This window comes from Paenibacillus sp. J31P316 (genome assembly GCF_056269105.1).
In genome coordinates this window covers 1-23948 of record NZ_JBWDNI010000004.1, presented here as the reverse complement: position 1 = coordinate 23948, position 23948 = coordinate 1, and the positions used below count along the sequence as shown (strand labels likewise).

Below are 23948 nucleotides of genomic sequence, written 5' to 3'. Positions count from 1 at the left end.
CAAATACGTATTTAACGCGCATACCGCCGCTGCCGCATTGCCTCGTACAACAGAACCGTCGAGGCCATCGCCACGTTCAGCGATTCCGAGCGTCCGTGCATCGGAATGATCATCCGCGTATCGACTTGCGCGAGCGCGGCCTCCGACAGTCCGTTCGATTCGCTGCCGAGCAGCAGCCAAGTCGGCCCTCGCCAATCGTAACTATAGCAGGTAGCCGAAGCTTGGAGGCTTGTCCCCACGAGGTGAATGCCTTGCCGCTTCGCTTCCGGCAGCAGTTCCGTTAGGTCACCTTCGATGACAGGGAGATGAAATAACGACCCCATCGTCGAGCGCACCGTCTTCGGATTATACAGATCCACGCAGCCCCGACCGAGAATGACCGCATCCGCGCCGACCGCGTCCGCGCTGCGTATAATCGTGCCGACGTTGCCGGGATCACGTACGCCGTCCAGTACGACGACGAGCGAGTCCGGCCGGTATATCGGCGCGTCGTCGACCGCCGTCTTGGCCACAACGCCGAATACAGGCGGCGGCGTATCCGTCCCTGTGCACTTGGCCATGATTGCGGGCGTGACCTCGATCAGCTCGCAGTCGGTCTTGCCGAGCAGCGTCCGCAGCTCGCCGGGCACGCCGCGCTCCGAATCGATGACGATCGTTTCGACATCGGCGCCGGCAAGCAGCGCTTCCTGCACGAGATGCACGCCTTCGATCAGGAAGCGTCCGCTGCGATCGCGGTGCTTCTTCTCGAGCAGCGCGGCCATCGCTTTCACTTTTTCGTTTTGCAGCGAAGTAATGCTCATCGTACGTTTATTATTCATGTTCCCCACGTGTCTATTCAGCCTTCCGCATACGAAAGTTCTAATTCGGATAAATCCTCGGTTTTGCCTACGATGACGAGTACGTCGCCTTCCTCGATCACGTCCGCCGCGTCGGGGGTGATGTTCAGATCCGAGCCTTTCTTAATGGCAAGCACATTGCATTTATATTTGGCCCGGATATCGAGCTTCATCAAATTCTTGCCGACCGTAAAGTCCGGTGCCTTCATCTCCACGATGCTGTAGTCGTTCGACAACTCGATGTATTCCAGAATATTCGGCGAGATGAGATGATGCGCGACCCGTAGTCCCATATCCCGCTCCGGAAAAACAACCTTGTCCGCGCCGATTTTGTTCAGCACCTTGCCATGCAATTCGTTCTGCGCCTTCACGATTAATTCAGGCACGCCAAGCTCCTTGAGAATGAGCGTCGTCAGGATGCTCGCCTGGATGTCTTCGCCGATCGCCACGACCACGACGTCGAAATTCCGCAAGCCCAATGACCGCAGCGCGTCTTCGTCCGTCGAATTCGCCGCTACCGCATGAGTCACCCAATTAGAGACTTCCTGGATTTTTTGTTCATCCGCGTCGATGGCAAGCACATCGAAGCCCAATTCGGACAGCTCGCGAGCCACGCTGGTTCCAAATCTGCCCATGCCAATGACGGCATACTGCTTCTTCGCCAAACCGATACCTCCCGCAACCATTTTCGAGTTAGCTTATTATAGCATAATTTCCGGCGATAACCGAGCGGAGCACAGCCACGGCGCGGCATGAATTCACCTAGCGGGGGAGATATTAAACGGGAAATCAGGTGATGGAGGGATCAGGTTTGAACAATCTTGATTTGCGGCAAGCGATCGTGAGGCGGGTCCAGGATAAATCCGGCGCGGAATTGACCGACGTCATCGAAAGCTCCATCGGCAGCGATGAAATGGCGCTTCCCGGCCTGGGCGTCCTATTTGAAATGATCTGGAAGAACAGCCCTGCACCGGAACGAAACCAGATGGTCGAGCACCTGTATGAACATCTTCATCATGCCGAACAGGCTTCTCCAAGCCCGAGTTAGATTACAGAAATTTACAGAAGCAAGAAGTTAGCTTACCCAGTCCCATGAGCATCTAAGTGTTTCGCCAAACAAGCCGCTGCCATTACTCTGCTGCCGCAGCGCGTACCTCATAGTTAGCGGATAAACGCCGGACGCAAACAGCGTTCGGCGTTTCTTCGCGTTCGTAGCTTGTTATTCATTACGACTAGTGTCTCTCATACAAGCGACAATCATGTAACCCTGCCTGTACAGACAAAGCAGCCTGTCCATCGTGGACAGGCTGCTTTACGCTTTGCGCTATTCATTATTCTATTTCGCAAGTGCCTACTATCGCAATATCTGCCGCGACTTAGGAAGCCGGTGCTTCCTCCAGCGCAGGCATCGGCGCAGGACGCAGACATGTGCTTTCCATCACATAATGCTTGCCGTCGCGGGACGCGTCGTGGAAGCCATGCATCGCTTCCAGCACATGATACGCCATCGCTCCGTTCGCGCGGTGCTCTCCGCCTTCGCGAATCGCGCGCGCCATGTCAGCCACGCCGATGCCGCGATTGTTGTCGGTGTGCCCGTGCGTCAGCGCGATTTCTTCCCATTCGCCGCCCAGGCGTCGCAGCTTCACCGTACCGCCGAACGTATTCGGATCCGGCACCAGCAAGGAGCCCGCGCTGCCATGAACTTCAATGTTCGGCAGCGAAGTTCCGGCCTTCGTATCGAAGCTTGTGATGAGCGTGCCTACGGCGCCGCTTTCGAAATCGATAACGCCAGCGATATGCGTAGGCGTCTCGACCTTCATCACTTTGCCATGCTTCTTCTCGCTCGTTATGACCCGCTCCGGATAAGAGATGACAGCCGAGCCCGTCACCCTGCGGATCGGTCCCAGCAGCGTGATGTAAGCCGTCAAATAATACGGACCCATATCGAACATCGGACCGCCGCCGATTTCGTAGAAGAATTCCGGATCCGGATGCCAGCCCTCCGGTCCTCCGCCCATCATGAAGCCGGACACCGAGATCGGCTGTCCGATCGCGCCGTCGTCGATCAGCTTGCGGCAGGTTTGAATGCCCCCGCCGAGGAATGTCTCCGGCGCGCTCGCGACGCGAAGCCCTTTCTCGGCTGCCAGCTCCAGCACCCGCTTGCCTTCTTCGCGCGTAACGGCGAGCGGCTTCTCGACGTACACGTGCTTGCCGGCTTCCAGCGCTTGCAGGCAGACATTGGCATGCGCTTTCGGGAACGTCAGATTGACGACGATCTCGATCTCCGGATCTGCCATAAGCTGCTCCACCGTATACGCCTTGGCCAAACCGAATTCCTCGGCGCGCATCTTCGCGCGCTCCAGATCGATATCGGCCGCAGCCACGAGTTCAATTTCGGGATAGGTTTTCAAATTCGTAAAATAAATTTGGCTGATATTGCCGCAGCCGACAACACCGACTTTAACAGGCTTCATCCTTCACGATCTCCCTTGGCTCCGAATAAATGAAACAGCCCGCCCACGAAGGGCAGGCTGTCACCCTACCTGCAATATACACTACTTTGCTTCCTATTTCGACTGCGTTTCCAGTGCCGGCATCGGCTCGGGACGCGAGCAGCGGCTCTCCATATTGTAATGCTTGCCGTCGCGGGATGCGTCGTGAATGCCATGCATCGCTTCTAGAACGTGGTAAGCCATTTCACCGTTTGCACGGTGCTGGCCGCCTTCGCGGATGGCGCGGGCCATATCCGCAACGCCGATGCCTCGGTTGTTGTCCGTGAAGCCGTGCGTCAGCTCGATTTCTTCCCAGTCGCCGCCGGCGCGGCGCAGCTTGACGGTGCCGCCGAAGCCGTTCGGATCCGGTACGAGCAGCGTTCCGGCGCTGCCGTGAACTTCGATATTCGGCAGCGAAGTGCCTGCTTTCGCGTCGAAGCTCGTGATCAGCGTGCCGATCAAGCCGTTCTCGAAATCAAGCACGCCGGTGATGTTCGTCGGCGTCTCGACGACGATTTGCTTGCCGCGCTTCTTCTCGCTCGTGATCGTCCGCTCCGGATACGAGATGCGCGCGGAACCCGTCACGCGCTCGATCGAGCCGAACAAGGTCACGAACGCCGTCAAATAGTACGGACCCATATCGAACATCGGACCGCCGCCGATTTCATAATAGAACTCCGGATCCGGATGCCAGCTCTCGTGACCGCCGCAGATCATGAAGCCCGTCGCGGAGACCGGCGTGCCGATGGCGCCTTCGTCGATCAGCTTGCGGCAAGTTTGGATGCCGCCGCCCAGGAATGTTTCAGGCGCGCTGGCGACGCGCAGCCCTTTCGCTGCAGCCAGCTCCAGCACCTGCTTGCCTTCCTCGCGCGTGACGACGATCGGCTTCTCGACATACACATGCTTGCCGGCTTCCAGCGCCTGCAGGCAAACGGATGCATGCGCTTTCGGAATCGTCAAGTTGACGACGATTTCGATCTCCGGATCGGCGAGCAGCTGCTCAACCGTATAGGCTTTAGCCAGGTTGAACTCCGCAGCGCGGGCTTTCGCGCGCTCGATATCGATATCGGCTGCAGCGACAAGCTCGAGCTCGGGGTATTTCTGCAAATTCGTAAAATAGATATGGCTGATGTTGCCGCAGCCGATAATGCCGACTTTAACTGCCTTCATGTTCAGTTCCTCCCACGTGGATACGTCTCTGAATGAATAAATGAATGAATGAATGAATGAATAGATGAATGGATTAACGCGCTGCCCACAGGAAACCGCGGCGCATCAGCTCAAGCGTCTGCGGCATGGCTACAATGTTTGCTTGGTGGCCCAGCGAATTATAGTACACCCGGCCTTGTCCCCATGTTTTCGTCCAAACGACCGGCATCTTCACGTCGCCGAAGCTTGTCGTCGCGTGCACCTTGACCGCAGGATCGACATGCATGTAATACTGCTCGGTGACGACTTCAAAATCACCGATGCCGCTCGTCAGCGGGTCGTTTGCATCCACCAAGTTAACGTCGTAACGTACTCCGTCATTGCCCGGATGAGCTACCCATTGGCCGCCGACCATGAACTGGAATTCCGTCTCGTTGCGGAAGGAATCGCCCATGCCGCCATGACAGCCGGCGATGCCGCAGCCCGCGTTAACAGTGTCCAGCAGAGGGCGCAGCTGTTCCTGCGTAATCTGGCCCATCGTCCATACCGGTACGATCAGGTCGAGGCTTGCCATCAGTTCCGCGTCCTCAAACGATGCGAGCGTATCGGATACCGTTACGTCGAAGCCTTCCTCGCGCAGCAAGCCCGAGAAAATCTCCCCTACTTCCTTCGGCTGATGGCCGTCCCATCCGCCCCATACGATCAATGCTTTTTTCATGTCTGTTCCATCCTCTATATCAAATTAGAAGTGCTCTGCAACTTAACGAAGCTCCGAGATCGCAACCCAGCGGCGCTCCTCGATGGATTTGTCGACCGCTTCCAAGACAGCTTGGCATTCCACGCCGTCCACGAAGTTCGGCACCGGCTGACGGTCTTCGGCGATCGCGTTCATGAACTCGACCATCTCATGCGTGAACGTGTGCTCGTAGCCGATCGTGTGGCCGGCCGGCCACCAGTTCTCGCTGTAAGCATGCGCGGCATCCGTTGCCAGAACCCGGCGGAAGCCTTGCACGTCTTCGGCATCGTCCGTGAAGTAGACTTGCAGCTCATTGACGCGTTCAAAATCGAACTTGATGCTGCCTTTGCTGCCGTTGATTTCAAACGAATTCGTGCAGCGATGTCCCGGTGCGAAGCGCGTCGCTTCAATGCTGCCGAGGGCGCCATTCGCAAAGCGAGCCAGGAACAACGTCGCGTCGTCGACCGTTACTTGGCCTTTCGGCGCGTCCGCGTCGCCTTTGGCGCTGAGACCCGTCATCGTCGTCGGAAGCGGACGCTCCTTGACGAACGTTTCGCTCATGCCGATGACTTCATTGAATTCGCCGACCAGGAAACGAGCCATATCGATGACATGCGCGCCAAGGTCGCCATGAGAGCCGGAACCGGCGATTTCCTTCTGCAGGCGCCATACGAGCGGGAACTGCGGATCGACGATCCAGTCCTGCAGGAAGAAGCCGCGGAAATGAAAGATTTTGCCGAGCCGGCCTTCCGAGACGAGCTTCTTCGCCAGCTGAACGGCCGGAGCGAAACGGTAGTTAAAGCCGACCATATGCTTGACGCCGGCTTTCTCCGCCGCATTCAGCATCTCGATGGAATCGGCCAGGTTGAGCGCAAGCGGCTTCTCGCAGAAAATATGCTTGCCTGCTTCGGCGGCGGCGATAGCAATCTCTTTGTGCGCGTCGCTAGGCGCATTGATGTCGACCACGTCGATGTCGTCGCGCACGATCAGCTTGCGCCAATCCGTCTCCGCGCTCTCCCAGCCGAACTGCGCGCGGGCCTGCTCCAGGCCGGCGGCGTCACGGCCGCATATCGCCACCATCTGCGGGCGAGTCACGTTCGGGAAGAACATCGGCAGCGCGCGATAGGCGTTGCTATGCGCTTTCCCCATAAATTTATAACCGATCATGCCTACTCGAATATTGCTCATCGTTTCGTTCCACCTCTCATGGGTTAGGTTGATAAGAAATGCTCGCATCCCTTTTCAGGCGATTTTGGATTCTTACGGCGCGGAGGAAGCGCGTTCAATTAGCTTCACGGGCAGCTTCACGTCGAAGGAAGCCGATGCTTCCGCATTCGTCACGAGATCGAGCAGCCTCGCAGCGGCCTCGCAGCCGATTTCGAAGAACGGGACGCGGATCGACGTTAACGGCGGGTCCGTCATGCGCACAAGGTCGGAATCGTCGCAGCCGATGAGCGCAACCTCTTCGCCGACGCGAATACCGAGCTCCTTGAGCCCTTGCAGCAGGCCGATTGCCATCCGGTCGTTCGCGGCGATCACGGCGTCGATTCTGCGCTCGCGTACGAGTGCTGCAACCGCTTTCGCTTGCAAGTAACCGCTTTTCCGGCTGTAATTGCCTGTCAGCACCCGCTCGGGATCGTAAGCCAATCCCGCTTCGTCAAGCGCCTGCCGATAGCCCTGCAGCCGATCCTGGCTGTTGGAATAGACCGACGGTCCGTTCAGGAAACAAATGCTTCGGAAGCCCTGCTTCAGCAGATGGCGAACCGCATCGCGGCTGCCGGCCTGCTGGTCGGCGTCCACCGAATTGTAGGCTTCGCCCTCGAAGCGCTGATTGACGAGGCAGAACGGATAGTTGCCCTCCTGCAGCTCGGTCAACGCGGCGCGTTCGGACGGGACGTCCTGCGCGCCAAGGATGACGCAGCCGTCGATTTTCTGCGTCCGGAACAGATTGGCGTAATCTCTCGGCTCATGGGGCTCGCGGAAGAGCAGCAGCAAGTCATACCCGCGCTGTTTGGCTGTCATGCCGATGCCGCTTAGCACCTCGGAGAAATAATACGTCGAGAACAAATTTACTTTCGGCAGCATGGGCAGAATTACGCCCAGGTTCCCGCTCTTACGGAGCGCGAACCGCTGCGCGAGCGCGCTGGGAACGTAATTCAGCTGCTGCGCCGCTTCGATGACCCGTCTCGCCGTTTCCTCTTTCACTGCTCCGCCGCCGCTAAGCACGCGCGAAACCGTCGCCTCCGACACGCCCGCAAGCTCAGCGACTTTTTTACGGATAAGTCCTTCCTCCCGTTCAGCGTAATGCTTCAAATGTACACGCGTACATTCTCTCATGGCCTCTTAATCTTGTCAACGACGAATCGTGTCGAGAAGTGTTATATTTTAGTAATTGTTCTAGTAATTCCTTGTCGAATCCGCGTCGTCCCTTTATACTAGATGAGTCGAATTTAGTAGAATGCTACGATAAAGGGGAATGGTAGATTTGAATTATAACATCGCGCAAAAGAGCCAATTGGATGCCCGCGAACTGCTCCTTTTGGACCAAGAAGTACGGTCGCAGGGCAAGAGCATGCTTGTCGCTTATATTTTGTGGTTCTTCCTAGCCGCCTTCGGCGCACATCGTTTCTACGTAAAAAGAACAGGTACGGCCATCGTCATGCTCATCCTGACACTCACGATTGTCGGAGCTGCAGTTACAGGCATTTGGGCGCTGATCGACGCGTTTCTGCTCCACGGCATCGTTAAAGAAGAGAATGACAAATTGGAAAGCCGTATTTTGAATGACCTGCTGTCCCAAAAGCATTTCAATAATGCGATGAGCCGCTAGTCCATGCTGAACAAACAAGACTTATCCTTGAATGAGCTGATGCTCTTGAACTCCGAGCTTCGGCGGGCGGAGAAATCAGCGGGCGTTGCCTATCTGATGCTGCTGGGCGGCCATTTCGGACTGCATCGCTTCTACCTGAAGCGCAAAGGCTCCGGAGCGGCTCAGCTGTCGCTCTTCGTCGCCGCCCTGTTCTTCTACTTCGTCAGCATCGTCGGTTCCGCGGCGGAATCAACCCCGCTCATGATCGTATCGTTGACCTTATGCATTTTACCCGGACTTGCGCTGTTAGTCTGGATCATCGTCGATTTGTTCCTGCTGCCCGGCATGCTCCGCGTTTACAATGCCGCCGTCGAGCAGGAGGTCATTGCTGCAATCATCCATCACCGCCGCATGGAGCAGCTTGCCGGACGCGGCTGACGTCCGCGAGTGACGGCTTCCATACAAGCCACAAGCCAAGCAAGCCAAACAAGCCAAAAAAAGACCTCGCGTACCGTATTGCTACGGACGCGAGGTCTTTCTCATTAAGGAGCCATCTCCAAGAACTTGGAGGTGGGGTTCTTATCCATTGCGGTGCGCATCGCGTATTCGTTCTCGAACAGCGCGACGTAATTGTCTTTCTTGTCCTTCACGAGCGTCGAATTGATCCGGTACTTGGAAGGATCGATCTTATCATCGACGATCCAGCGCGCGAATTGGAACTGCATCCGGTGCAGCATGATGTCTACGCCGTATTCCGAACGCATCCGATGCTCGAATACCTCGAACTGCAGCTGGCCGACGACGCCAAGAATGGTCTCGTCGAAATTGCCCGTGGAATGGAACACCTGAATCGTGCCTTCTTCCGTCAGCTGGTCGATGCCCTTCTGGTATTGCTTATGCTTCAGCGCATTCTTGACGGTTACTTTCGCGAACAGCTCCGGCGAGAACGTCGGCAGCTCGTCGAAGACGATCTCGCTTCCCTGCGAGAGGGAATCGCCGATCCGGAAAATGCCGGGATCGAACAGGCCGATGATGTCGCCCGGATACGCGTTCTCGACGATATCGCGGTCCTGCGCCAGGAATTGCTGCGGCTGCGACAGCTTGATGTCTTTGCCGTTGCGCACATGGCGAACGCTCATTCCGCGCTCGAAACGCCCCGAGCAGATGCGCAGGAACGCGATCCGGTCACGGTGAGCCGGATTCATGTTCGCTTGAATCTTGAACACGTAGCCCGAGAACTTCTCGCTCGTCGGTTCTACCGTGCCGCTCGTGCTTTGACGCGGCGTTGGTGCAGGTGCCAGCTGCAGGAAGTTCTCGAGGAACGTCTGCACGCCGAAGTTGTTGACCGCGCTGCCGAAGAAGAGCGGCGTCAGCTCGCCCGCGCGAACCTTCTCGTAGTCGAACGGATCGCCCGCGACGTCGAGCAGCTCCAAATCCGCGATCAGCTGGTCCGTCAAATAATCGCCGGCCATCTCGCGAATATGCGGATCGTTATAATCCTCGACCTTCAGAACCTCGATCGTGGAGTGATCGTTCCCTTTGAACAGCTCTACCTGGTTCTTCATCCGGTCGTAGACGCCGCACAGCTCGCGGCCCATGCCGATCGGCCAGTTCATCGGAACGGCCCGGATGCCCAGCACGCGCTCCAGCTCTTCCATCAGCTCGAACGGATTTTGGCCCTCGCGGTCCAACTTGTTGATGAACGTAAAGATCGGAATGCCTCGCTTGCTGCAAACCTGGAACAGCTTGATCGTTTGCGCCTCGACGCCTTTCGCGACGTCGATCAGCATGACCGCGCTGTCCGCAGCCGTCAGCGTCCGGTACGTATCTTCACTGAAGTCCTGGTGACCAGGGGTGTCCAGAATATTGACACGGTGGCCGCTGTAATCGAACTGCATGACGGACGATGTAACGGAAATCCCCCGCTGCTTCTCGATTTCCATCCAGTCGCTCGTCGCGTGACGGCTCGCTTTACGCGCTTTAACCGATCCCGCTTCGCGGATTGCGCCCCCGAACAGGAGCAGCTTCTCCGTTAGTGTCGTTTTACCCGCATCGGGGTGGGAGATAATGGCGAACGTGCGCCGTTTCTCGACTTCCCGTTTAATTTCATCCGTAATAGTTTTACTCATGATAGTTCCCTTCGTCTCTCATTTCCATGCCGCCGATCAAGAACGCGCGGGTTGGTACCGCATCGGTTTTCCCTTGCTCAAGCGGCGCTATGTCAATATATGAAGTGCCCTTGCGCAACATCCTTCTAACGCTGCTATATCACACGGAACACGCTGCCTGCGAATAAGCGAAGGATGAATGACCGTCCTCGAACGTTGCGCCATCCATCCTTCAGCATATGCAGCAGCCCATCCGCTTGCGTAATCTTATTTCGGACCGCCGGAAATCCAAATGACGTTGTCTTCCGCTTGCCCGTTGACCGGCCACCAGTGGAACCCGTCTTGTGCCAGCAGTTCATCCGTGCGCGCAGGTCCCCAGGAACCGGCAGGATAGAATTGCAGGCTGCCATTGTCCTCGCGCCATGCTTCGGCGATACGGTCCACGAAGGACCATGCCTGAGCCACTTCGTCCCAACGGGTGAAGTAGGTGGACTCGCCTCGAGCCGCATCGTAAATCAGTCGCTCGTAAGCTTCCGGCGTATTGATGCCGATCATGCAGCTTTGGCAGAACTCCATCGATACGGGCTGCACGACATTGTCGACGCCCGGCTTTTTCGCGTTGATTTTGATATAGATGCCTTCCATCGGATTCACGCGAATCACGAGCAGGTTCGGTGCCAGGTCATGCTTCTGCGCGAACAAGATGTTGTCGGGCACGTTTTTGAATTCAATGACGACCTCCGTCGTCTTGACCGGCAGGCGTTTGCCCGTACGGATGTAGAACGGTACGCCGGCCCAGCGGAAATTGTCCAAGTATACGCGTGCGGCGAAATACGTCTCCGTCGGCGACTGCGGATTGACGGAGTCTTCCTCGCGATACCCCGCCAGCGGCTTGCCTTTGCTCTCGCCTCCGCTGTATTGGCCGCGAATAACGTTGGCGTTCACTTCTTCGGCTGATGCGAACGGACGCAACGAACGAAGCGCTTTGACCTTCTCGTCGCGGATATCTTCCGGATGCAGACGGCTCGGCGGCTCCATTGCGATCATCGCCAGCATCTGCATCATATGGTTTTGCACCATGTCGCGCAGCGCGCCGGACTTGTCGTAATACCCGCCGCGTTCTTCGACGCCGACCGTCTCGGAGAGAGAGATCTGAATGTTCGCGATATGTTTGTTGTTCCACAGCGGCTCGAAAAAGGCGTTGGAGAACCGCAAAACCTCGATATTTTGTACCATTTCCTTGCCCAGGTAGTGATCGATCCGGTAGATCTCCTCTTCCTTGAACACCTGGCTAAGCTGCGAGTTCAGCTTGCGAGCCGATTCCAGATCATAGCCGAACGGCTTCTCGATCACGAGGCGGTTCCAGCCCGTCGAATCCAGCATGCCGCCGTCGCGAAGGTTGAACGATACCGGCCCGAACAGCTCCGGTGCCAGCGCCAGATAGAACAAGCGGTTACCCGGAATGCTGAACTTCGCGTCCAATTCCAGCGATTTGCGAGCCAGCTCCCGGAAGCCATCTACATTGTTGATATCCAGGGACATATAGACGAAATGCGATGCGAAGCGTTCCCATTGATCCGACTCGTCCGCCTTGTACCGGCAAAACTCGCCGATCGATTCATAAATGTCCGCACGGAATTGCTCATCCGTTCGCGGACGACGCGCAAGACCAACGACGGCAAAATCCTCAGCCAGCTTGCCTTCCTTATAGAGGCTGAACAGCGCAGGGAACAGTTTGCGGCGAGCCAAGTCGCCGGTTGCCCCAAATAAATAATAAACCGCACCCTCTGCGGCAATTGAATCGTGTATGCTCACTTCGGTTATTCCCTCATTCTTTCGTATGTATTTTTATGCAACGACAAGCGTGTAGCGTTTTAATGTAGTTTAGCATAACGGGCCGTTAGATGCTATTGAAACGGGGATAAAAAAACGTCCGCGCAGCGTATTCAATTACGGATCCAACGGCGCATAATCTCCGGTAATTAGGGGCACGCCGACAATCAATTGAGGCGCCTCTCCGGCAGCGGAAGACGACTCCGCAATCTGTAGATTGACAGGCTTCGAGCCGCTCTGAACCTTGCTCCCCAGCTTTGCACTGAAATACGTCAAACTGCTCGTGTGACCGTCGTCGTACGTCTCCGTTTCGGTTGCGTCGGCCGCCTTCACGATTCGACTTCCCGCCCCCCCGGCAGCCGAAAGTCCCTTGACGGTCATTCCTCCTTTCAGATCCATTCCGGACCTTGAGACCTCATCCTCCACCTTGGCGATGGCATCCGCTACAGTCTGCTTTTGCGATTGTTTGACCGCATGCAATAACAGCACGATATCATAGAGCCCGCTGTTCTTTTCGGCTTCGGACGGAGCCGTGACGGCTGCCGAAGGCTGACGCGATCGGATCCACAGCGTCATTTCGTAAGTGGGATTCGATGCGACCACGTCTATGGGGCCGTTGCTCTCGTCCAGCTTGCCGCTGAGGTTGAATCCGAGGCCGGCAGCGAAAGCCTTCACGGCTTTCAAGCCTGCGGCACCGTCCCAGCGAAATGCCCATTCGGCTCCTTCTGAGCCGCCTGCATACTCCGCATCGGTCCATGTCCAGACGGTTGCGAAGTCGGCTGTCAGCGGTCGCTGCTCCTCCGCGGCTCTCCCGTTTCGCCCGGCTGTCAGCCCCCAGATGATGGCAGTGATCAGGATCAAGAGTGCCGCGACGAGGCTCGCCTGCGGCAACCGCCTATGCTTCATTTTTCGAATCGGAACCGGCTCGAGAGACTTCAAGGACATTGCTCATCCGCTCCTCGCTTCAGCTTCATTTGCATGGCGAATTGGGTAAATATCCATACGCATCCGCCTCTGGGTGAATACACTGTCACCAGATAAACCAGGGGAGGTGTCACTACCATCATGGAACAAGTTTATCCATTACATGAAGAGAACATCAAACAATTTTGCGGCATGCCTGTATGCGTCGTCACGACGGAAGGGAAGCGTTATGTCGGTATCCTGAGCCGCTGCCACGAAGGACGCGTCATGCTGAACGAACGCCCCGAGGTGACCGCGAACGCGACGACAGGCGTCAAGCAAGGCAAAGTAAACAATCAAAAGAGCAAGAAGTCGTCGAAGAAAGCAAAAGCGGCGGTCGACAGCAAAACGAAGGATACCGCGCAAACGCAAGCCTACTACCCCTATGATCCCTATTACGGCGATCCTTATGGCTATGGATATGGCGGATACGGTGGTTACGGCTACGGCGAAGCGCTCGCTTTCGATCTGGCTTCCATCGCGTTTCTGTTTCTGCTCATCTAATCGACATTGCGGATGCCCGAGACTTGCGTGCTGCTGCGGGACTCGGGCTTATTGCTGCATAGGGCATGTCCAGGCGGGACAAGTCATGAAACGTTTTGGATCAGTCGGAAAGCATCCAGCGAAAATGGGAATGTTTAATCCGTTCCTATATAGCGAGTTTTGTTCAACATTGAAGGGAATCCTCAGAAAAGGCTAGTGGGTTAGCGGTGTTTTTGGTATGTTAAGAATAACACAAACCGTTGTCGGAGGCGATTAACGTGGTGATGCCTTATTCCGTTCCTGCTATATTCGGGACCGTTCGCCGTACGAACGAGCCTATTTGGCCTGTTGATAGATACAATTTGTATCCGTATATGGCTGAGGAAAATGATTATTACCGCAGGAAGGCTGAGCCCAAAAAGTCGCGCGCGCTCATGCCTGCTCAGCTCGTTAGTCCCGCTCCCGCTTCGCTGCCTGCCGAAGTCAGAAAAGCGCTGCTGGCTGCCGCGGATGCCGCTGGCACCTGGCTGGCAGCATGCAGGTCGCTTAGCGAGACGGTCGATGCGTTCACGCCGCGTCATGCACCGCTGTTCGCGCAGCGAATCGTAGTCTCGGAAACGGCGATTGTCGGCAGCGCGAAGGATGGGGCCGAGATCGGGACATTTAACTTGCGGTTGCAATCGATCGCGCAGCCGCAGCGCAATCTCAGCTTTGAACTGACCGCGCATGCGCCTTGCGTCGTTTCACCGGGCGAGCACCGTTTGAGATTGTATACGAAATCCGGAGGCGAGGCAACACTGACGATCGTCTTGCGGCAAGGAGAGACGAACCGCTCCGTTCTTCGCCGCCTTCGCGATGCGGTCTATGCGAGTTCCCTTGGCGTGACTGCCCTGCTGGAGGCTGATTCGTTAAACGGAACGGATAGACTGGAGCTGCGCACTCTGTATTCGGGTACCGGCCATGCGTTCGGGCTGGAGGATCTGGGGACCGGCAGGCTCGTCCGGGCAACCGGCATCGGCAACATCGCGATGCCTGCTTCCGATGCTCTGTATGCCATCGACGGAGGTCCGAACCTCTCTTCATCCTCCAATGAAATTACCGTCAGGAATGGACAGGTTCGACTTGACCTTTCTGCCTTTCAAGTCCCTTCTGTTGTAACCGTAAAGGTACAGCAGGATCAAGTAGCTTTCATCCGTCAGCTGACTCAGCTGGCAGAAGGGTTGAATAGGCTTCAAGAAGTCGACATACTTGCTGCTGGAAGCTTAGATTCAAGTCCAATGCAGCGCATTCAGGCTGCTATGGCTCATCCGGGCGCAGAAGCCGTCGGGCTTTTTCGGACCTCTGCCGGATCCTGGCAGCTGGATGAAGCGAAGCTGCATCGTGTCATGCGCACTCTGTCGGAGGACGTGAGACTGCATTTGACAGGCTGGAACGATTTCGTGTCGGCCCTGGGAGAGCTGCTCCATCGAACGGCTGATTTGCCGACGGGGGCGCTTATTAATGTGAAAGCCGGCGCCTTTCAAACCCTCACAACCTATACCGCAACTAGCGAGCGATGCCTTCGAGTCGGTCTGAGCGGATTCCGTATGGACGCCGTCCTCTAGGCCGCGCCGATCTAGAGCACGATGACCTCCACGATGGCACCTTCCGAAGCTCCTTCAGCGCCGGCTTTGATGCGAATCAAGCCATCCGCCTCCGGAATGGAAGCCATCATGCTCGACTTGCCAAAACCGAGTGGAGCCGCGTACAGCATGCCATTCTCCGTATACAAGCGCGTGCGTACAAAACGTTCATGCGGGCTTCCTTTACTGAAACCGCCGGCCAGCTTGGCCGTTACCTGCTTCGGCAGTGACTGCTCCGGCGACGCACCCTGCAGGCGCAGCAGCGCGGGCTTGACGAACAGCTCGAATCCTACGAAGCAGGCGCCTGGGTTACCTGAAAGCGCGAGAAGCAGCTTACCGGATACGACGGCAGCAGACGTCGGCGCTCCCGGCCGCATGGCCGCTTTGTTGAACAGCAGGCGGCTGTCCTGCGGGAGAAGGTTCGGCACGGACGCCGTTTGCGAAGCAACGGCGGTTTGCGGCGCTGCCGCACTCGGCGTTGGCGAACCGGCCGGCCCATCCTGCCCTTGAGCCTGCTTGCATGCCGTTTGCACGGCCGCAGCCAGCGGAGCTGTCGCACTCGGCATTATCAGTCCTTCCAGCTGGCGCAGATCCTGTGCCTGGGCCGGCTCAGCCGTCGTTTGCACGGCAGCAGCCAGCGAAGCCGCCACACTCGGCGTTATCGGGCCGTCCAGTTGGCGCAGCTCCTGTGCTTGGGCCGGCTCAGCCGTCGTTTCTGTGGCAGCAGCCGGCGGAGCCGCACCATCTCCTTCGCCGGCAGGCTGATTCGTTGCGATGCGGCTAAGCAGACTCGCCATCACGTCATAATCGCCGACCGACACGCCGCCGGTCGTAATGATGAGGTCGCATTGCTTCAGCGCATCCGCAATGGCTTGGGCAGCTGCGCCTTGTTCGTCCGGTACGCGGCCGAACAAGAGCGGCACGCCCCCGTGCTGCGCTACAAGCGCGGCTACCATCGCGCTGTTGCTGTCGCGGATGCGGCCCGGCGCAAGCGGCGCCTCGACCGGCAGCAGCTCCGCGCCGGTCGCGAGCACCGCGACGCGCGGCCGCGCATAGACCGGCACATGGGCATAGCCGAATGTGCCGAGCAGTGCCGCATGGCCCGGCCGCAGGAGCTCGCCGGGCCGCGCGAACTCGCTGCCGCGGCGGTACTCCTCGCCCCGGGGCGCGATGTTCTGCCCGGGCTCGACGGTGCGCTTCACCAGCACCGCCGGTTGCCCGTCAACCACGGCGTCGGTCGTCTGCTCCAGCATGACGACGGCATCCGCCCCCGGGGGCACGGCACCGCCCGTCATAATCCGGACGGCAGTGCCCGGTGCCACGTCCGCCGAGGCGAGCGCGCCGGCGGCGACCGTGGCCGCGATGCGCAGCGTCGCCGGTGCCCCCGGCGACGCCAGCGCCGTATCCGCGCTGCGGACGGCGAACCCGTCCAGTCCGGAACGCGCGAAAGGCGGCCAGTCCGTCGTCGCGCTGACCGCCTCCGCCAGCCTGCGGCCAGCGGCTTCCCACAGCGGCACGGTTTCCTGCCGCCCGGGCTCGACCGCCTCCATGACGAGCCGCATGGCCTCGTCTACTTTGATCGCACGCCTTCGAAACCGTAACTCCCCTTGCAACGTCCCCTCGTTCATGGTACCTCCACTGACATGCCGCATTTTTCTTTCATTGTAACAGAATCCGGCAAAAGCGGGGATACGCCATATGATATACTTATGCCTGTCGATAAATCGCGCAAATGGTCAACTTTTACAGAAGGAGCGCATGCCATGCTATCGCAATCTGCATCCTCTCAACAACCGAACACCGCTCCGCTCGTGCTCCAAATCGTCGGTTACAAGAATAGCGGCAAAACAACGCTCGTCGCCAAGCTCATCCAACGCCTCAAACAAGCCGGCTTCGTCGTCGGCACCGTCAAGCACGACGCCCATGAATTCAATATGGACAAGCCCGGCACAGATACATGGAAGCACCAAGAAGCCGGAGCGGACATGACCGCAATCAGCTCATCATCCCGCAGCGCGATCATCAGCAATCGACCTGAACCGCTCTCAGCACTGCTCTCCTATATGCAGCACGCCGACGTCGTTCTCGTGGAAGGCTTCAAGCACGAACCCCATCTCAAAATCATTCTTCTTCGCGACGAGCAGGATGAAGAGCTGCTGAAGCTCCCGAATCCATGGATTGCGATCGTCTGGCCGCATGCAGAGGCGCTGCGCCTGAATACCGTCCTCCCCACGCATTCCATCGATGACGATGCGCACATCGCTGCCCTTATCTTCGATTTGCTAAACCCGCCAGACACGCGGTAGCGCCATTAAACAATCTCCCACTTACGCTCGCCTTTTCACGATCCGACCAGCACACACCGATTGGATCCCATAAAAACAACAAAAGACGCTTGCCCCAAGCGTCTTTTCATCTGCATCGTCATTCTGCTATTCGCCAGCATACCTATCAGCATCACCAACAGGCTTGGCAGAATTCACGCTTACTCCGCTAACCCCTGCTTATGCGCATAAATCGCCGCCTGCGTCCGGTCGTCCACGCCCAGCTTCGCGAAAATATTCGTCACATGGAACTTGACCGTCTTAATGCCGATAAACAGCTCGTCCGCGATTTCCTGATTGGACAACCCTTTACCGACGCATTTAAGGACATCCATTTCCCGTTCCGTCAGTTGATCGTGCAGCGGTTTTACGGTTTCGGGCTTCGGCTGGCGGAAACGATTCATCATTTTGGCCGCCACCTGCGATTCCAGCACGGACTGTCCGCGGGATGCGGCACGAATCGCTTCGGCGATTTCATTCGCCCGCGACGTTTTGAGCAAGTAGCTGAAAGCGCCCGCTTCGATAACCGGATACATTTTGCTATCATCCAAGTAGCTAGTCAGTACGATGACTTTGCAATCCGGGTACAGCTCCAGCAGCCTCCGCGTCGTCTCCACGCCGTCCATGCCATCCATGACGAGGTCCATCAATACGACGTCCGGCCGATACGCCTGCGCCAAACGGATCCCTTCATGGCCGTTGCTCGCCTCGCCGACGACCTCGATGCCGTCTTCCGTGTTCAACACAGCCGCCAAGCCGATGCGCACCATTTCATGATCGTCGACAAGCAGCACTTTAATAGGCTGTTCGATGCTGTCCATTTGTTCGATCGCTTCCATTCGGTAAAATTCCTCCCCCATCATGGGTTGCCGAAGGCACCCAAATATCGATGACGACCCCGTTGCCCGGAGAAGTGATAAGCTTCATCGAGCCGCCAAGCTCGTTTACGCGCTCTTCCATCGTCAACAAGCCGTACGAGGTTTGTTTCTTCTCCTCCGCATGAAATCCAACGCCGTCATCCTGCACCGTCAAACGCACGTAAGCCCCTGCCTGCTGCAAGTATATATTAAGCTGGTCCGCCTTGGAATGCCGCAGCGAATTAGAGAGCGCCTCCTGCGCGATCCGGAACAAATGATCCTCCGCCTCCGATCCCAGCTGAACGGCAACGTCAGCTTCCAACGATATCGTCATCGGCACCTTTTGCTTCAGCTCGTCAACGAGACTATGCAGCGCCTGACTCAAATGTTTGCCGTCCAAATGCACCGGCCGCAGATGCAGCAGCAGCGCGCGCATTTCCGATTGTGCCACGGAAGCCATTTCCTCGATGAGCTGCACCTGGCGCTTGGCGCGTTCCCAGTCCTTCTCCATCGTTCGGCTGACCGCCGTGGCCGTCATGGAGATGGCGAATAACTGCTGGCTAACCGCATCATGAAGTTCTCGTGCCAGCCGCTGACGCTCTTCGATGACGGCCGTAAAACGAACCTGCTCCGTCCACGCCTCATCCTCCTCGGACATCGTATCCTCGGGCTCGTTGGCGTCCCCTTCCGTCGCCGGTAGCGTGACGCGTTGGCGTTTGCGCTTCTGCTGGTCGGACAGCCGCTTGAGCGCGGCTCGCAGCTTCACCCCTTGCAAATAACTATACACGGCGGCGAGAACAAGCGCAGCAGCAATGACCGTCAGGCCGATCAGCGCCGCTTTGCTTTGCAGAGAAAACAGCTTCACGTAACCGGTCCCCTGCAGCACCAGCACGCTTAACCCCAAAATAACGAAGAGCCAAAGAACCGTCTCCGCTGCATTTTTGCGTTTCTCGGCAGCTTGGACAAGCGCCGGCGGCGCTTCATTGCGATAAAGGACCGGTCGACCGCCCAGATCTGCCGGCGGCATTGGACGTTCGGACGGCTTCACCGGCTCATCGCGATTTGGCGAAGACGATGGATCGCTCAACTCCGCTCCTCCTCCCTATGTATGAACGCGCAAAAACATGCCTGTGGCCGATGCCAGCGCTGCGCATCGACCATGGCATAGTCTTTGATTCTACCTTACAGCCTTATTCAGTAACTGGCGGATTCAAACGGCTTTTGAGCGCTTGCAGCTGCTCTTCGACCTTCAATTGCTTCGAAGGATCAACCGATCCCGCGGCAGCCGACGGTCCGTTGTACGAGCCGAATGGCACGCGCATAACGTCTGCTTCTGCTTCCAGCTGCATGATCTTCTCTTCCATACGGCTGAAGCCGCGCGAAGCGTTTCCGCTTTCGATGGTGTGCACCGAGGACACCTGTGCCATTTGCTTTTTCGCCTTCGCCATTTGGGCACGTGCAGCAAGCTCGTTGCGTTTGTTGCGAAGCTGGTAATACTCATCCTTCATGCCGTGCAGCTGGCTCATCAGCTCTTCAGCCTGCGTTTTGGCATTGACGTGCAGCTCCGTGTATTCGACGATTTTCTGATCGAAGAAAATTTTCTCCTCCAGCAGCTTGCGTGCCAGTTCCTCCTGCCCTGCGCGAAGTGCGGTTTCTGCTTTTCCCTCGCGGTCCGCGCCGCTTCTCGTCGCTTCTTCCAGGCGCTGGAGCATACGACGCTCGTTCGCCATTTGCTTCGCGACCGTCAGTTCCGCCGCATGGATCTCAGCCTCCATATCCCGTAAGTATTGATTCAGCATCACAACGGGATCTTCCATTTTATCGAGCAGCTCGTGAACGGACGCTTTCGTCATATCCTTCATTCGTTTGAAAATACTCATTCTTAAACATCTCCCTTCTCGTTCTCGTGTTTAGCCAGTTTTGCGCGAAGCTCTTCGATTTCCTTCTTCAGCGCGCGTTTCTCCAGGTCTTCCATCATCGCATCGATATTCGAGGCAGGCTGCGCTGTCGTTTGTGCCGGCGGTTTCTGCCAAGTCGGACCTGGCTGCGATGGACCCCCGAAAGAACTTCCGTAGGAGCTGCCATTGCCAGGGCCGAAACCTTGACCGCCGCCGTAATTGCTGCCGCCGCCATACGGTCCGTTGTTAGGATTGTTCCATCCGCCGCCGAAACCGCCCTTGCCCGGGCCATAACCGCCGCCAAAATCATACGGATTTTGCGGGACGACCAAGCCTGCCAATATATAAACCAGAATCAATGCGCCGCTCGTAAAGACCGTGACGACGATCAGTAGAATTCGAACCAGCGTCGCATCCACGTTCAACATTTCGGCAAGACCGCCGCAAAGGCCGAACAATTTTTTGTCGCGTCGCGATCGATACAGCTTCTTCATTGCGATTTCCATCCTTCCTGCTGCAGTTTGCGCTTCAATTGCTCCATCTCGCGCTCGATGACGTTTTGCACCGATTGTCCTGCACCGGTTATCCATTCCTGACCTGCTTTGCGCAAATCGCGAAGACTGCGGGCTTCCAGCTCCATATCGCTGATCTTGTCATCCAGCCTGCGGAAGATGCCGGAAGACTGCTGGCCTGGTGCCGAATTGAATACGCCGTTCTGCGCATAGCGCTCGTTTAACCGCTGCTGCAGACGCAACGACTCCATCCGGGCCGCAAAATACTCACGCTTATCGTAAACGCTCTGATACTCGCTGCGCAGCTCGCGAAGCTGTTCTTCCAGCTCTCTGATGCTTAGTGCGGCTTGTTCGTAAAGCTCGCGGTACTGTACAGCTCGCTCTTCGCTGGATGCTTTCTCCATCAAGGCGATCCGTGCAACATGCTCCTCGCCGGCTTTTAGCGCGATGATCGCTTGCTGCTCGCGTTTTTCTTTCAATTGCTCGGCTTGCTGCCACTGCATTTTCAAATGATTGCCGTGTCCCGAGCATTGCTGATACAGCTTCTCGGCTTGAATGATTTCCTCCCGGGTCGACCATAGAAACTGATCGATCAGCTTTACGGGATCCTCGGCCTTCTCCAGCCGCTCGTTTAGCGTAGCAGCCGTCATGTCCCTCACTCTTCGCATAATGCTCATTGCTCGATCCTCCTTCGTTCCAAACATTCAATTACGAATAGTGCTGCTCATTTCAGTTCGTTACACGCGATTCTGACGATTTTTGAACATTGCCACGCCAGCAACGATCAGTACGACTGCAATAAGTAGAGAGAGCAGACCAAAAAGTTTAGGAAGCAGCATTAATCCGCCAATTACAATCAGGATCGATCCAACCACCTTACTGTTGTTACGAACTCCGACAACGCCCAGACCAATGAGGATAAAAGGCATCAATAGTCCGACAATCCAACCAAGATGAATGCCTAGAAACTTCATCACCATCAATCCGCCAACCACAACCAATGCTGCGCCAATTGCATTTTTACCGTTCATGTATGTCACCGCCTTTCTAAGATTCATTCTTACTGTTCATTACGTGTTTTCGCTTGCCGTGTTTCGTTTCTTGCTTATGTCCTTATTGTAGGTTGTTTTCGCTCTCTTCAAAACGGACCCGCGACGGTATTTGAACCTAGACCTCAGGCGGGGTGCCCACAGACCCTAAGACTGAATAGCCGACAAAATGTACGGTTTCGAAAGGTATCCGTGGTTCGCTCCTAACTTCCTTCGCCTTATCAATATTAAAAAGAAGCCCAAATACAGAGATCATACTGTACTCGGGCTTCTCGACGAAATCATTCCATTCGTGTTCATACTCAGGCTTTCATACATCGTATAGCAGCTTGGTAATATAGCACACAGCACTTCTAAACGATCATAGTCGTGCGTCGTGCATGATATCGACATTAAATACACTATAAACAAAAACGCCGACTGGACGAAGTCCAATCAGCGTTTTAAAGGGTAAAACATAATGTTTGATAATGGTGCCGGCGAGAGGACTCGAACCTCCACGGTTTCCCTCACGATTTTGAGTCGCGCGCGTCTGCCATTCCGCCACGCCGGCATACTTGATGGCGTGCCCTAAGAGATTCGAACTCCTGACCTTTTGATTCGTAGTCAAATGCTCTATCCAGCTGAGCTAAGGGCACACGGTATAGAATTTTGTGGAGGCGCCACCCAGACTCGAACTGGGGGTAGAGCTTTTGCAGAGCTCTGCCTTACCACTTGGCTATGGCGCCATTTAAAGATGGAGCGGAAGACGGGAATCGAACCCGCGACCCTCGCCTTGGCAAGGCGATGCTCTACCGCTGAGCCACTTCCGCATAAATGGCTGGGGATCTAGGATTCGAACCTAGGGAATGACGGAGTCAAAGTCCGTTGCCTTACCGCTTGGCTAATCCCCAACATTTTATTGTTTATTTTTAGTTAAATGGGGCGACCGATGGGAATTGAACCCACGAATGCCGGATCCACAAACCGGTGCGTTAACCACTTCGCCACGATCGCCATATAACTAATTCAATTGGCAGGGGCAGCAGGAATTGAACCCACACTAACGGTTTTGGAGACCGCTGTTCTACCCTTAAACTATGCCCCTAGGTAAAAAAGTGGTGGAGGATGATGGATTCGAACCACCGAACTCAGAGAGAGCAGATTTACAGTCTGCCGTGTTTAGCCACTTCACTAATCCTCCATGATGGTGCCGGCGATAGGAGTCGAACCCACGACCTACTGATTACAAGTCAGTTGCTCTACCAACTGAGCTACACCGGCACATTGTACAACTATTGCTTGACTGAAATGGTGGCTCGGGACGGAATCGAACCGCCGACACGAGGATTTTCAGTCCTCTGCTCTACCGACTGAGCTACCGAGCCTAACTTGGTTATAATGGCGGAGCCGACGGGATTCGAACCCGCGGTCTCCTGCGTGACAGGCAGGCATGTTAGGCCACTACACCACGGCTCCACATTATAGTTCTCGGTATCATACCGAAGGTAATTGGTTGCGGGGGCAGGATTTGAACCTGCGGCCTTCGGGTTATGAGCCCGACGAGCTACCGGGCTGCTCCACCCCGCGTCATTAATAATTGTTTCTATGCAATTATGGTGGAGGCTGACGGGATCGAACCGCCGACCCTCTGCTTGTAAGGCAGATGCTCTCCCAGCTGAGCTAAGCCTCCGCGTCTGAACGACAAGTAATAATATAACTCATTTCCTGTGTTCATGGCAAGTCTTTTTTTGAAGAATTTTCAGAGAAAATGGTGACCCGTAGGGGACTCGAACCCCTGTTACCTCCGTGAAAGGGAGGTGTCTTAACCACTTGACCAACGGGCCATATCTGGCGGAGAGCGAGGGATTCGAACCCTCGATACGCGGTTAGCATATACACGATTTCCAATCGTGCTCCTTCGACCACTCGGACAGCTCTCCAGAAATGGCTCCCCGAACAGGACTCGAACCTGTGACAACTCGATTAACAGTCGAGTGCTCTACCAACTGAGCTATCAGGGAACGGTATTAAATTCGGGCAACTTCCACCCTGAAAACTGGATACGAACCTTTGCGAAAGGTGTTACTTAGCTGACATTACCGATGCTTCCCGAAGTTTTCACTTCGTGATAGCGGTTAGGATAAGCCCTCGACCGATTAGTATTCGTCAGCTCCACACGTTGCCGCGCTTCCACCTCGAACCTATCAACCTCGTCGTCTTCAAGGGGTCTTACATACTGGGAAATCTCATCTTGAGGGGGGCTTCACGCTTAGATGCTTTCAGCGCTTATCCCGT

At 56.3% G+C, this 23948-nt stretch carries 23 protein-coding genes, 16 tRNA genes and 1 rRNA gene; 6 read left to right on the top strand and 34 right to left on the bottom strand.

What is annotated here, in order from left to right; genetic code table 11:
* Positions 1–11 precede the first annotated feature (11 nt).
* A complete protein-coding gene (locus tag AC0YNU_RS15545) occupies positions 12–818 on the bottom strand; it encodes a TrmH family RNA methyltransferase (RefSeq protein WP_475758051.1) in 807 nt (268 codons plus the stop codon).
* A gap of 17 nt (positions 819–835) precedes the next feature.
* Positions 836–1522, bottom strand: a complete 687-nt coding sequence (locus AC0YNU_RS15540) for a potassium channel family protein (protein ID WP_475758049.1) — start codon at positions 1520–1522, stop codon at positions 836–838.
* A 125-nt stretch (positions 1523–1647) separates the two neighbouring features.
* Here AC0YNU_RS15540 and sspI point away from each other — a divergent pair, with 125 nt between their 5' ends.
* Positions 1648–1884, top strand: a complete 237-nt coding sequence (sspI, locus tag AC0YNU_RS15535; RefSeq protein ID WP_475758047.1) for a small acid-soluble spore protein SspI — start codon at positions 1648–1650, stop codon at positions 1882–1884.
* Positions 1885–2212: 328 nt separating this feature from the next.
* Here sspI and AC0YNU_RS15530 read toward each other — a convergent pair whose 3' ends face one another.
* From AC0YNU_RS15530 to AC0YNU_RS15510, 5 genes are all read right to left on the bottom strand, one after another.
* Complete coding sequence (locus tag AC0YNU_RS15530; protein ID WP_475758045.1) at positions 2213–3310, bottom strand: Gfo/Idh/MocA family protein; 1098 nt, start codon at positions 3308–3310, stop codon at positions 2213–2215.
* 93 nt (positions 3311–3403) lie between these two features.
* Positions 3404–4498, bottom strand: coding sequence for a Gfo/Idh/MocA family protein (locus AC0YNU_RS15525; protein ID WP_475758043.1), 1095 nt, complete (start codon positions 4496–4498; stop codon positions 3404–3406).
* Positions 4499–4571: 73 nt separating this feature from the next.
* On the bottom strand, positions 4572–5195 hold the full coding sequence (locus AC0YNU_RS15520; RefSeq protein WP_475758041.1) for a ThuA domain-containing protein: 624 nt from the start codon (positions 5193–5195) through the stop codon (positions 4572–4574).
* Between the two features lie 42 nt (positions 5196–5237).
* Positions 5238–6401, bottom strand: a complete 1164-nt coding sequence (locus AC0YNU_RS15515) for a Gfo/Idh/MocA family protein (protein WP_475758039.1) — start codon at positions 6399–6401, stop codon at positions 5238–5240.
* Between the two features lie 72 nt (positions 6402–6473).
* Positions 6474–7550: a LacI family DNA-binding transcriptional regulator gene (locus AC0YNU_RS15510; RefSeq protein WP_475758037.1), complete on the bottom strand. Its 1077-nt coding sequence runs from the start codon at positions 7548–7550 to the stop codon at positions 6474–6476.
* A 148-nt stretch (positions 7551–7698) separates the two neighbouring features.
* On the opposite strand from AC0YNU_RS15510, the gene AC0YNU_RS15505 reads away from it, so the two are divergent.
* Both AC0YNU_RS15505 and AC0YNU_RS15500 read left to right on the top strand, forming a co-directional pair.
* Positions 7699–8043, top strand: a complete 345-nt coding sequence (locus AC0YNU_RS15505; protein ID WP_475758035.1) for a TM2 domain-containing protein — start codon at positions 7699–7701, stop codon at positions 8041–8043.
* 3 nt (positions 8044–8046) lie between these two features.
* Positions 8047–8460 carry an NINE protein gene (locus tag AC0YNU_RS15500; RefSeq protein WP_475758033.1) on the top strand — a complete coding sequence of 138 codons (414 nt, stop codon included), beginning with the start codon at positions 8047–8049 and terminating at the stop codon, positions 8458–8460.
* 104 nt (positions 8461–8564) lie between these two features.
* Here AC0YNU_RS15500 and AC0YNU_RS15495 read toward each other — a convergent pair whose 3' ends face one another.
* From AC0YNU_RS15495 to AC0YNU_RS15485, 3 genes are all read right to left on the bottom strand, one after another.
* Positions 8565–10151, bottom strand: a complete 1587-nt coding sequence (locus AC0YNU_RS15495; protein ID WP_475758031.1) for a peptide chain release factor 3 — start codon at positions 10149–10151, stop codon at positions 8565–8567.
* Positions 10152–10397: 246 nt separating this feature from the next.
* A complete protein-coding gene (gene zwf, locus AC0YNU_RS15490; RefSeq protein ID WP_475758029.1) occupies positions 10398–11945 on the bottom strand; it encodes a glucose-6-phosphate dehydrogenase in 1548 nt (515 codons plus the stop codon).
* Positions 11946–12080: 135 nt separating this feature from the next.
* Positions 12081–12908 carry a YwmB family TATA-box binding protein gene (locus AC0YNU_RS15485; protein WP_475758027.1) on the bottom strand — a complete coding sequence of 276 codons (828 nt, stop codon included), beginning with the start codon at positions 12906–12908 and terminating at the stop codon, positions 12081–12083.
* 120 nt (positions 12909–13028) lie between these two features.
* On the opposite strand from AC0YNU_RS15485, the gene AC0YNU_RS15480 reads away from it, so the two are divergent.
* Positions 13029–13430, top strand: a complete 402-nt coding sequence (locus AC0YNU_RS15480) for a hypothetical protein (protein WP_475758025.1) — start codon at positions 13029–13031, stop codon at positions 13428–13430.
* A 257-nt stretch (positions 13431–13687) separates the two neighbouring features.
* Positions 13688–15013 (top strand): hypothetical protein, encoded by a 1326-nt coding sequence (locus AC0YNU_RS15475; protein WP_475758023.1) that lies wholly within the window; start codon positions 13688–13690, stop codon positions 15011–15013.
* An 11-nt stretch (positions 15014–15024) separates the two neighbouring features.
* Here the strand turns inward: AC0YNU_RS15475 and AC0YNU_RS15470 are convergent, their stop codons facing one another.
* Entirely contained in the window at positions 15025–16659 is a 1635-nt protein-coding gene (locus tag AC0YNU_RS15470) for a molybdopterin molybdotransferase MoeA (protein ID WP_475758021.1), read from the bottom strand.
* Between the two features lie 135 nt (positions 16660–16794).
* On the opposite strand from AC0YNU_RS15470, the gene mobB reads away from it, so the two are divergent.
* The gene (mobB, locus tag AC0YNU_RS15465; RefSeq protein ID WP_475758020.1) at positions 16795–17337 is read left to right on the top strand and encodes a molybdopterin-guanine dinucleotide biosynthesis protein B; all 543 of its coding nucleotides are present in this window, start codon (positions 16795–16797) and stop codon (positions 17335–17337) included.
* Positions 17338–17516: 179 nt separating this feature from the next.
* On the opposite strand, the gene AC0YNU_RS15460 is transcribed toward mobB, so the two are convergent.
* From AC0YNU_RS15460 to AC0YNU_RS15350, 23 genes are all read right to left on the bottom strand, one after another.
* Complete coding sequence (locus AC0YNU_RS15460; protein ID WP_475758018.1) at positions 17517–18194, bottom strand: response regulator; 678 nt, start codon at positions 18192–18194, stop codon at positions 17517–17519.
* Positions 18151–19299 carry a sensor histidine kinase gene (locus AC0YNU_RS15455; RefSeq protein WP_475758016.1) on the bottom strand — a complete coding sequence of 383 codons (1149 nt, stop codon included), beginning with the start codon at positions 19297–19299 and terminating at the stop codon, positions 18151–18153. The genes AC0YNU_RS15460 and AC0YNU_RS15455 overlap by 44 nt, the downstream gene beginning before the upstream one ends.
* A gap of 103 nt (positions 19300–19402) precedes the next feature.
* Entirely contained in the window at positions 19403–20092 is a 690-nt protein-coding gene (locus AC0YNU_RS15450) for a PspA/IM30 family protein (protein ID WP_475758014.1), read from the bottom strand.
* 2 nt (positions 20093–20094) lie between these two features.
* Complete coding sequence (locus AC0YNU_RS15445) at positions 20095–20604, bottom strand: PspC domain-containing protein (protein ID WP_475758012.1); 510 nt, start codon at positions 20602–20604, stop codon at positions 20095–20097.
* Positions 20601–21299 carry a PspA/IM30 family protein gene (locus AC0YNU_RS15440; protein ID WP_475758010.1) on the bottom strand — a complete coding sequence of 233 codons (699 nt, stop codon included), beginning with the start codon at positions 21297–21299 and terminating at the stop codon, positions 20601–20603. Before AC0YNU_RS15440 ends, AC0YNU_RS15445 begins: the two co-directional genes overlap by 4 nt.
* 60 nt (positions 21300–21359) lie before the next feature.
* Positions 21360–21653, bottom strand: a complete 294-nt coding sequence (locus tag AC0YNU_RS15435; protein ID WP_475758008.1) for a LiaF transmembrane domain-containing protein — start codon at positions 21651–21653, stop codon at positions 21360–21362.
* 489 nt (positions 21654–22142) lie between these two features.
* A tRNA-Leu gene (locus tag AC0YNU_RS15430) sits at positions 22143–22224 on the bottom strand.
* Between the two features lie 8 nt (positions 22225–22232).
* A tRNA-Arg gene (locus AC0YNU_RS15425) sits at positions 22233–22309 on the bottom strand.
* 16 nt (positions 22310–22325) lie between these two features.
* A tRNA-Cys gene (locus tag AC0YNU_RS15420) sits at positions 22326–22399 on the bottom strand.
* A 9-nt stretch (positions 22400–22408) separates the two neighbouring features.
* A tRNA-Gly gene (locus tag AC0YNU_RS15415) sits at positions 22409–22483 on the bottom strand.
* 5 nt (positions 22484–22488) lie between these two features.
* Positions 22489–22564 (bottom strand) — tRNA-Gln (locus AC0YNU_RS15410).
* A 27-nt stretch (positions 22565–22591) separates the two neighbouring features.
* Positions 22592–22667 (bottom strand) — tRNA-His (locus tag AC0YNU_RS15405).
* A gap of 17 nt (positions 22668–22684) precedes the next feature.
* Positions 22685–22758 (bottom strand) — tRNA-Trp (locus AC0YNU_RS15400).
* Positions 22759–22769: 11 nt separating this feature from the next.
* Positions 22770–22854 (bottom strand) — tRNA-Tyr (locus tag AC0YNU_RS15395).
* Positions 22855–22858: 4 nt separating this feature from the next.
* Positions 22859–22934 (bottom strand) — tRNA-Thr (locus AC0YNU_RS15390).
* A gap of 28 nt (positions 22935–22962) precedes the next feature.
* A tRNA-Phe gene (locus tag AC0YNU_RS15385) sits at positions 22963–23038 on the bottom strand.
* Between the two features lie 14 nt (positions 23039–23052).
* A tRNA-Asp gene (locus tag AC0YNU_RS15380) sits at positions 23053–23129 on the bottom strand.
* Positions 23130–23163: 34 nt separating this feature from the next.
* Positions 23164–23240, bottom strand: a tRNA-Met gene (locus AC0YNU_RS15375).
* A 27-nt stretch (positions 23241–23267) separates the two neighbouring features.
* Positions 23268–23343: transfer RNA gene (locus AC0YNU_RS15370), tRNA-Val, on the bottom strand.
* A gap of 79 nt (positions 23344–23422) precedes the next feature.
* A tRNA-Glu gene (locus AC0YNU_RS15365) sits at positions 23423–23497 on the bottom strand.
* A 5-nt stretch (positions 23498–23502) separates the two neighbouring features.
* Positions 23503–23593, bottom strand: a tRNA-Ser gene (locus AC0YNU_RS15360).
* Between the two features lie 5 nt (positions 23594–23598).
* Positions 23599–23674: transfer RNA gene (locus tag AC0YNU_RS15355), tRNA-Asn, on the bottom strand.
* 115 nt (positions 23675–23789) lie between these two features.
* Positions 23790–23948: ribosomal RNA gene (locus AC0YNU_RS15350) — 23S ribosomal RNA — on the bottom strand; the annotation flags it as partial.

What these genes read in the sequence shown, in the direction of transcription:
- AC0YNU_RS15545 (WP_475758051.1), bottom strand. Translation starts at nt 818, where the DNA reads ATGAATAATAAACGTACGATGAGCATTACTTCGCTGCAAAACGAAAAA.
- AC0YNU_RS15440 (WP_475758010.1), bottom strand. Translation starts at nt 21,299, where the DNA reads ATGAGCATTATGCGAAGAGTGAGGGACATGACGGCTGCTACGCTAAAC.
- mobB (WP_475758020.1), top strand. Translation starts at nt 16,795, where the DNA reads ATGCTATCGCAATCTGCATCCTCTCAACAACCGAACACCGCTCCGCTC.
- AC0YNU_RS15435 (WP_475758008.1), bottom strand. Translation starts at nt 21,653, where the DNA reads ATGAACGGTAAAAATGCAATTGGCGCAGCATTGGTTGTGGTTGGCGGA.
- AC0YNU_RS15520 (WP_475758041.1), bottom strand. Translation starts at nt 5,195, where the DNA reads ATGAAAAAAGCATTGATCGTATGGGGCGGATGGGACGGCCATCAGCCG.
- AC0YNU_RS15515 (WP_475758039.1), bottom strand. Translation starts at nt 6,401, where the DNA reads ATGAGCAATATTCGAGTAGGCATGATCGGTTATAAATTTATGGGGAAA.
- AC0YNU_RS15460 (WP_475758018.1), bottom strand. Translation starts at nt 18,194, where the DNA reads ATGGAAGCGATCGAACAAATGGACAGCATCGAACAGCCTATTAAAGTG.
- AC0YNU_RS15525 (WP_475758043.1), bottom strand. Translation starts at nt 4,498, where the DNA reads ATGAAGGCAGTTAAAGTCGGCATTATCGGCTGCGGCAACATCAGCCAT.
- AC0YNU_RS15530 (WP_475758045.1), bottom strand. Translation starts at nt 3,310, where the DNA reads ATGAAGCCTGTTAAAGTCGGTGTTGTCGGCTGCGGCAATATCAGCCAA.
- AC0YNU_RS15510 (WP_475758037.1), bottom strand. Translation starts at nt 7,550, where the DNA reads ATGAGAGAATGTACGCGTGTACATTTGAAGCATTACGCTGAACGGGAG.
- AC0YNU_RS15495 (WP_475758031.1), bottom strand. Translation starts at nt 10,151, where the DNA reads ATGAGTAAAACTATTACGGATGAAATTAAACGGGAAGTCGAGAAACGG.
- AC0YNU_RS15485 (WP_475758027.1), bottom strand. Translation starts at nt 12,908, where the DNA reads ATGTCCTTGAAGTCTCTCGAGCCGGTTCCGATTCGAAAAATGAAGCAT.
- AC0YNU_RS15445 (WP_475758012.1), bottom strand. Translation starts at nt 20,604, where the DNA reads ATGAAGAAGCTGTATCGATCGCGACGCGACAAAAAATTGTTCGGCCTT.
- AC0YNU_RS15450 (WP_475758014.1), bottom strand. Translation starts at nt 20,092, where the DNA reads ATGAGTATTTTCAAACGAATGAAGGATATGACGAAAGCGTCCGTTCAC.
- AC0YNU_RS15500 (WP_475758033.1), top strand. Translation starts at nt 8,047, where the DNA reads ATGCTGAACAAACAAGACTTATCCTTGAATGAGCTGATGCTCTTGAAC.
- AC0YNU_RS15480 (WP_475758025.1), top strand. Translation starts at nt 13,029, where the DNA reads ATGGAACAAGTTTATCCATTACATGAAGAGAACATCAAACAATTTTGC.
- AC0YNU_RS15540 (WP_475758049.1), bottom strand. Translation starts at nt 1,522, where the DNA reads ATGGTTGCGGGAGGTATCGGTTTGGCGAAGAAGCAGTATGCCGTCATT.
- AC0YNU_RS15470 (WP_475758021.1), bottom strand. Translation starts at nt 16,659, where the DNA reads ATGAACGAGGGGACGTTGCAAGGGGAGTTACGGTTTCGAAGGCGTGCG.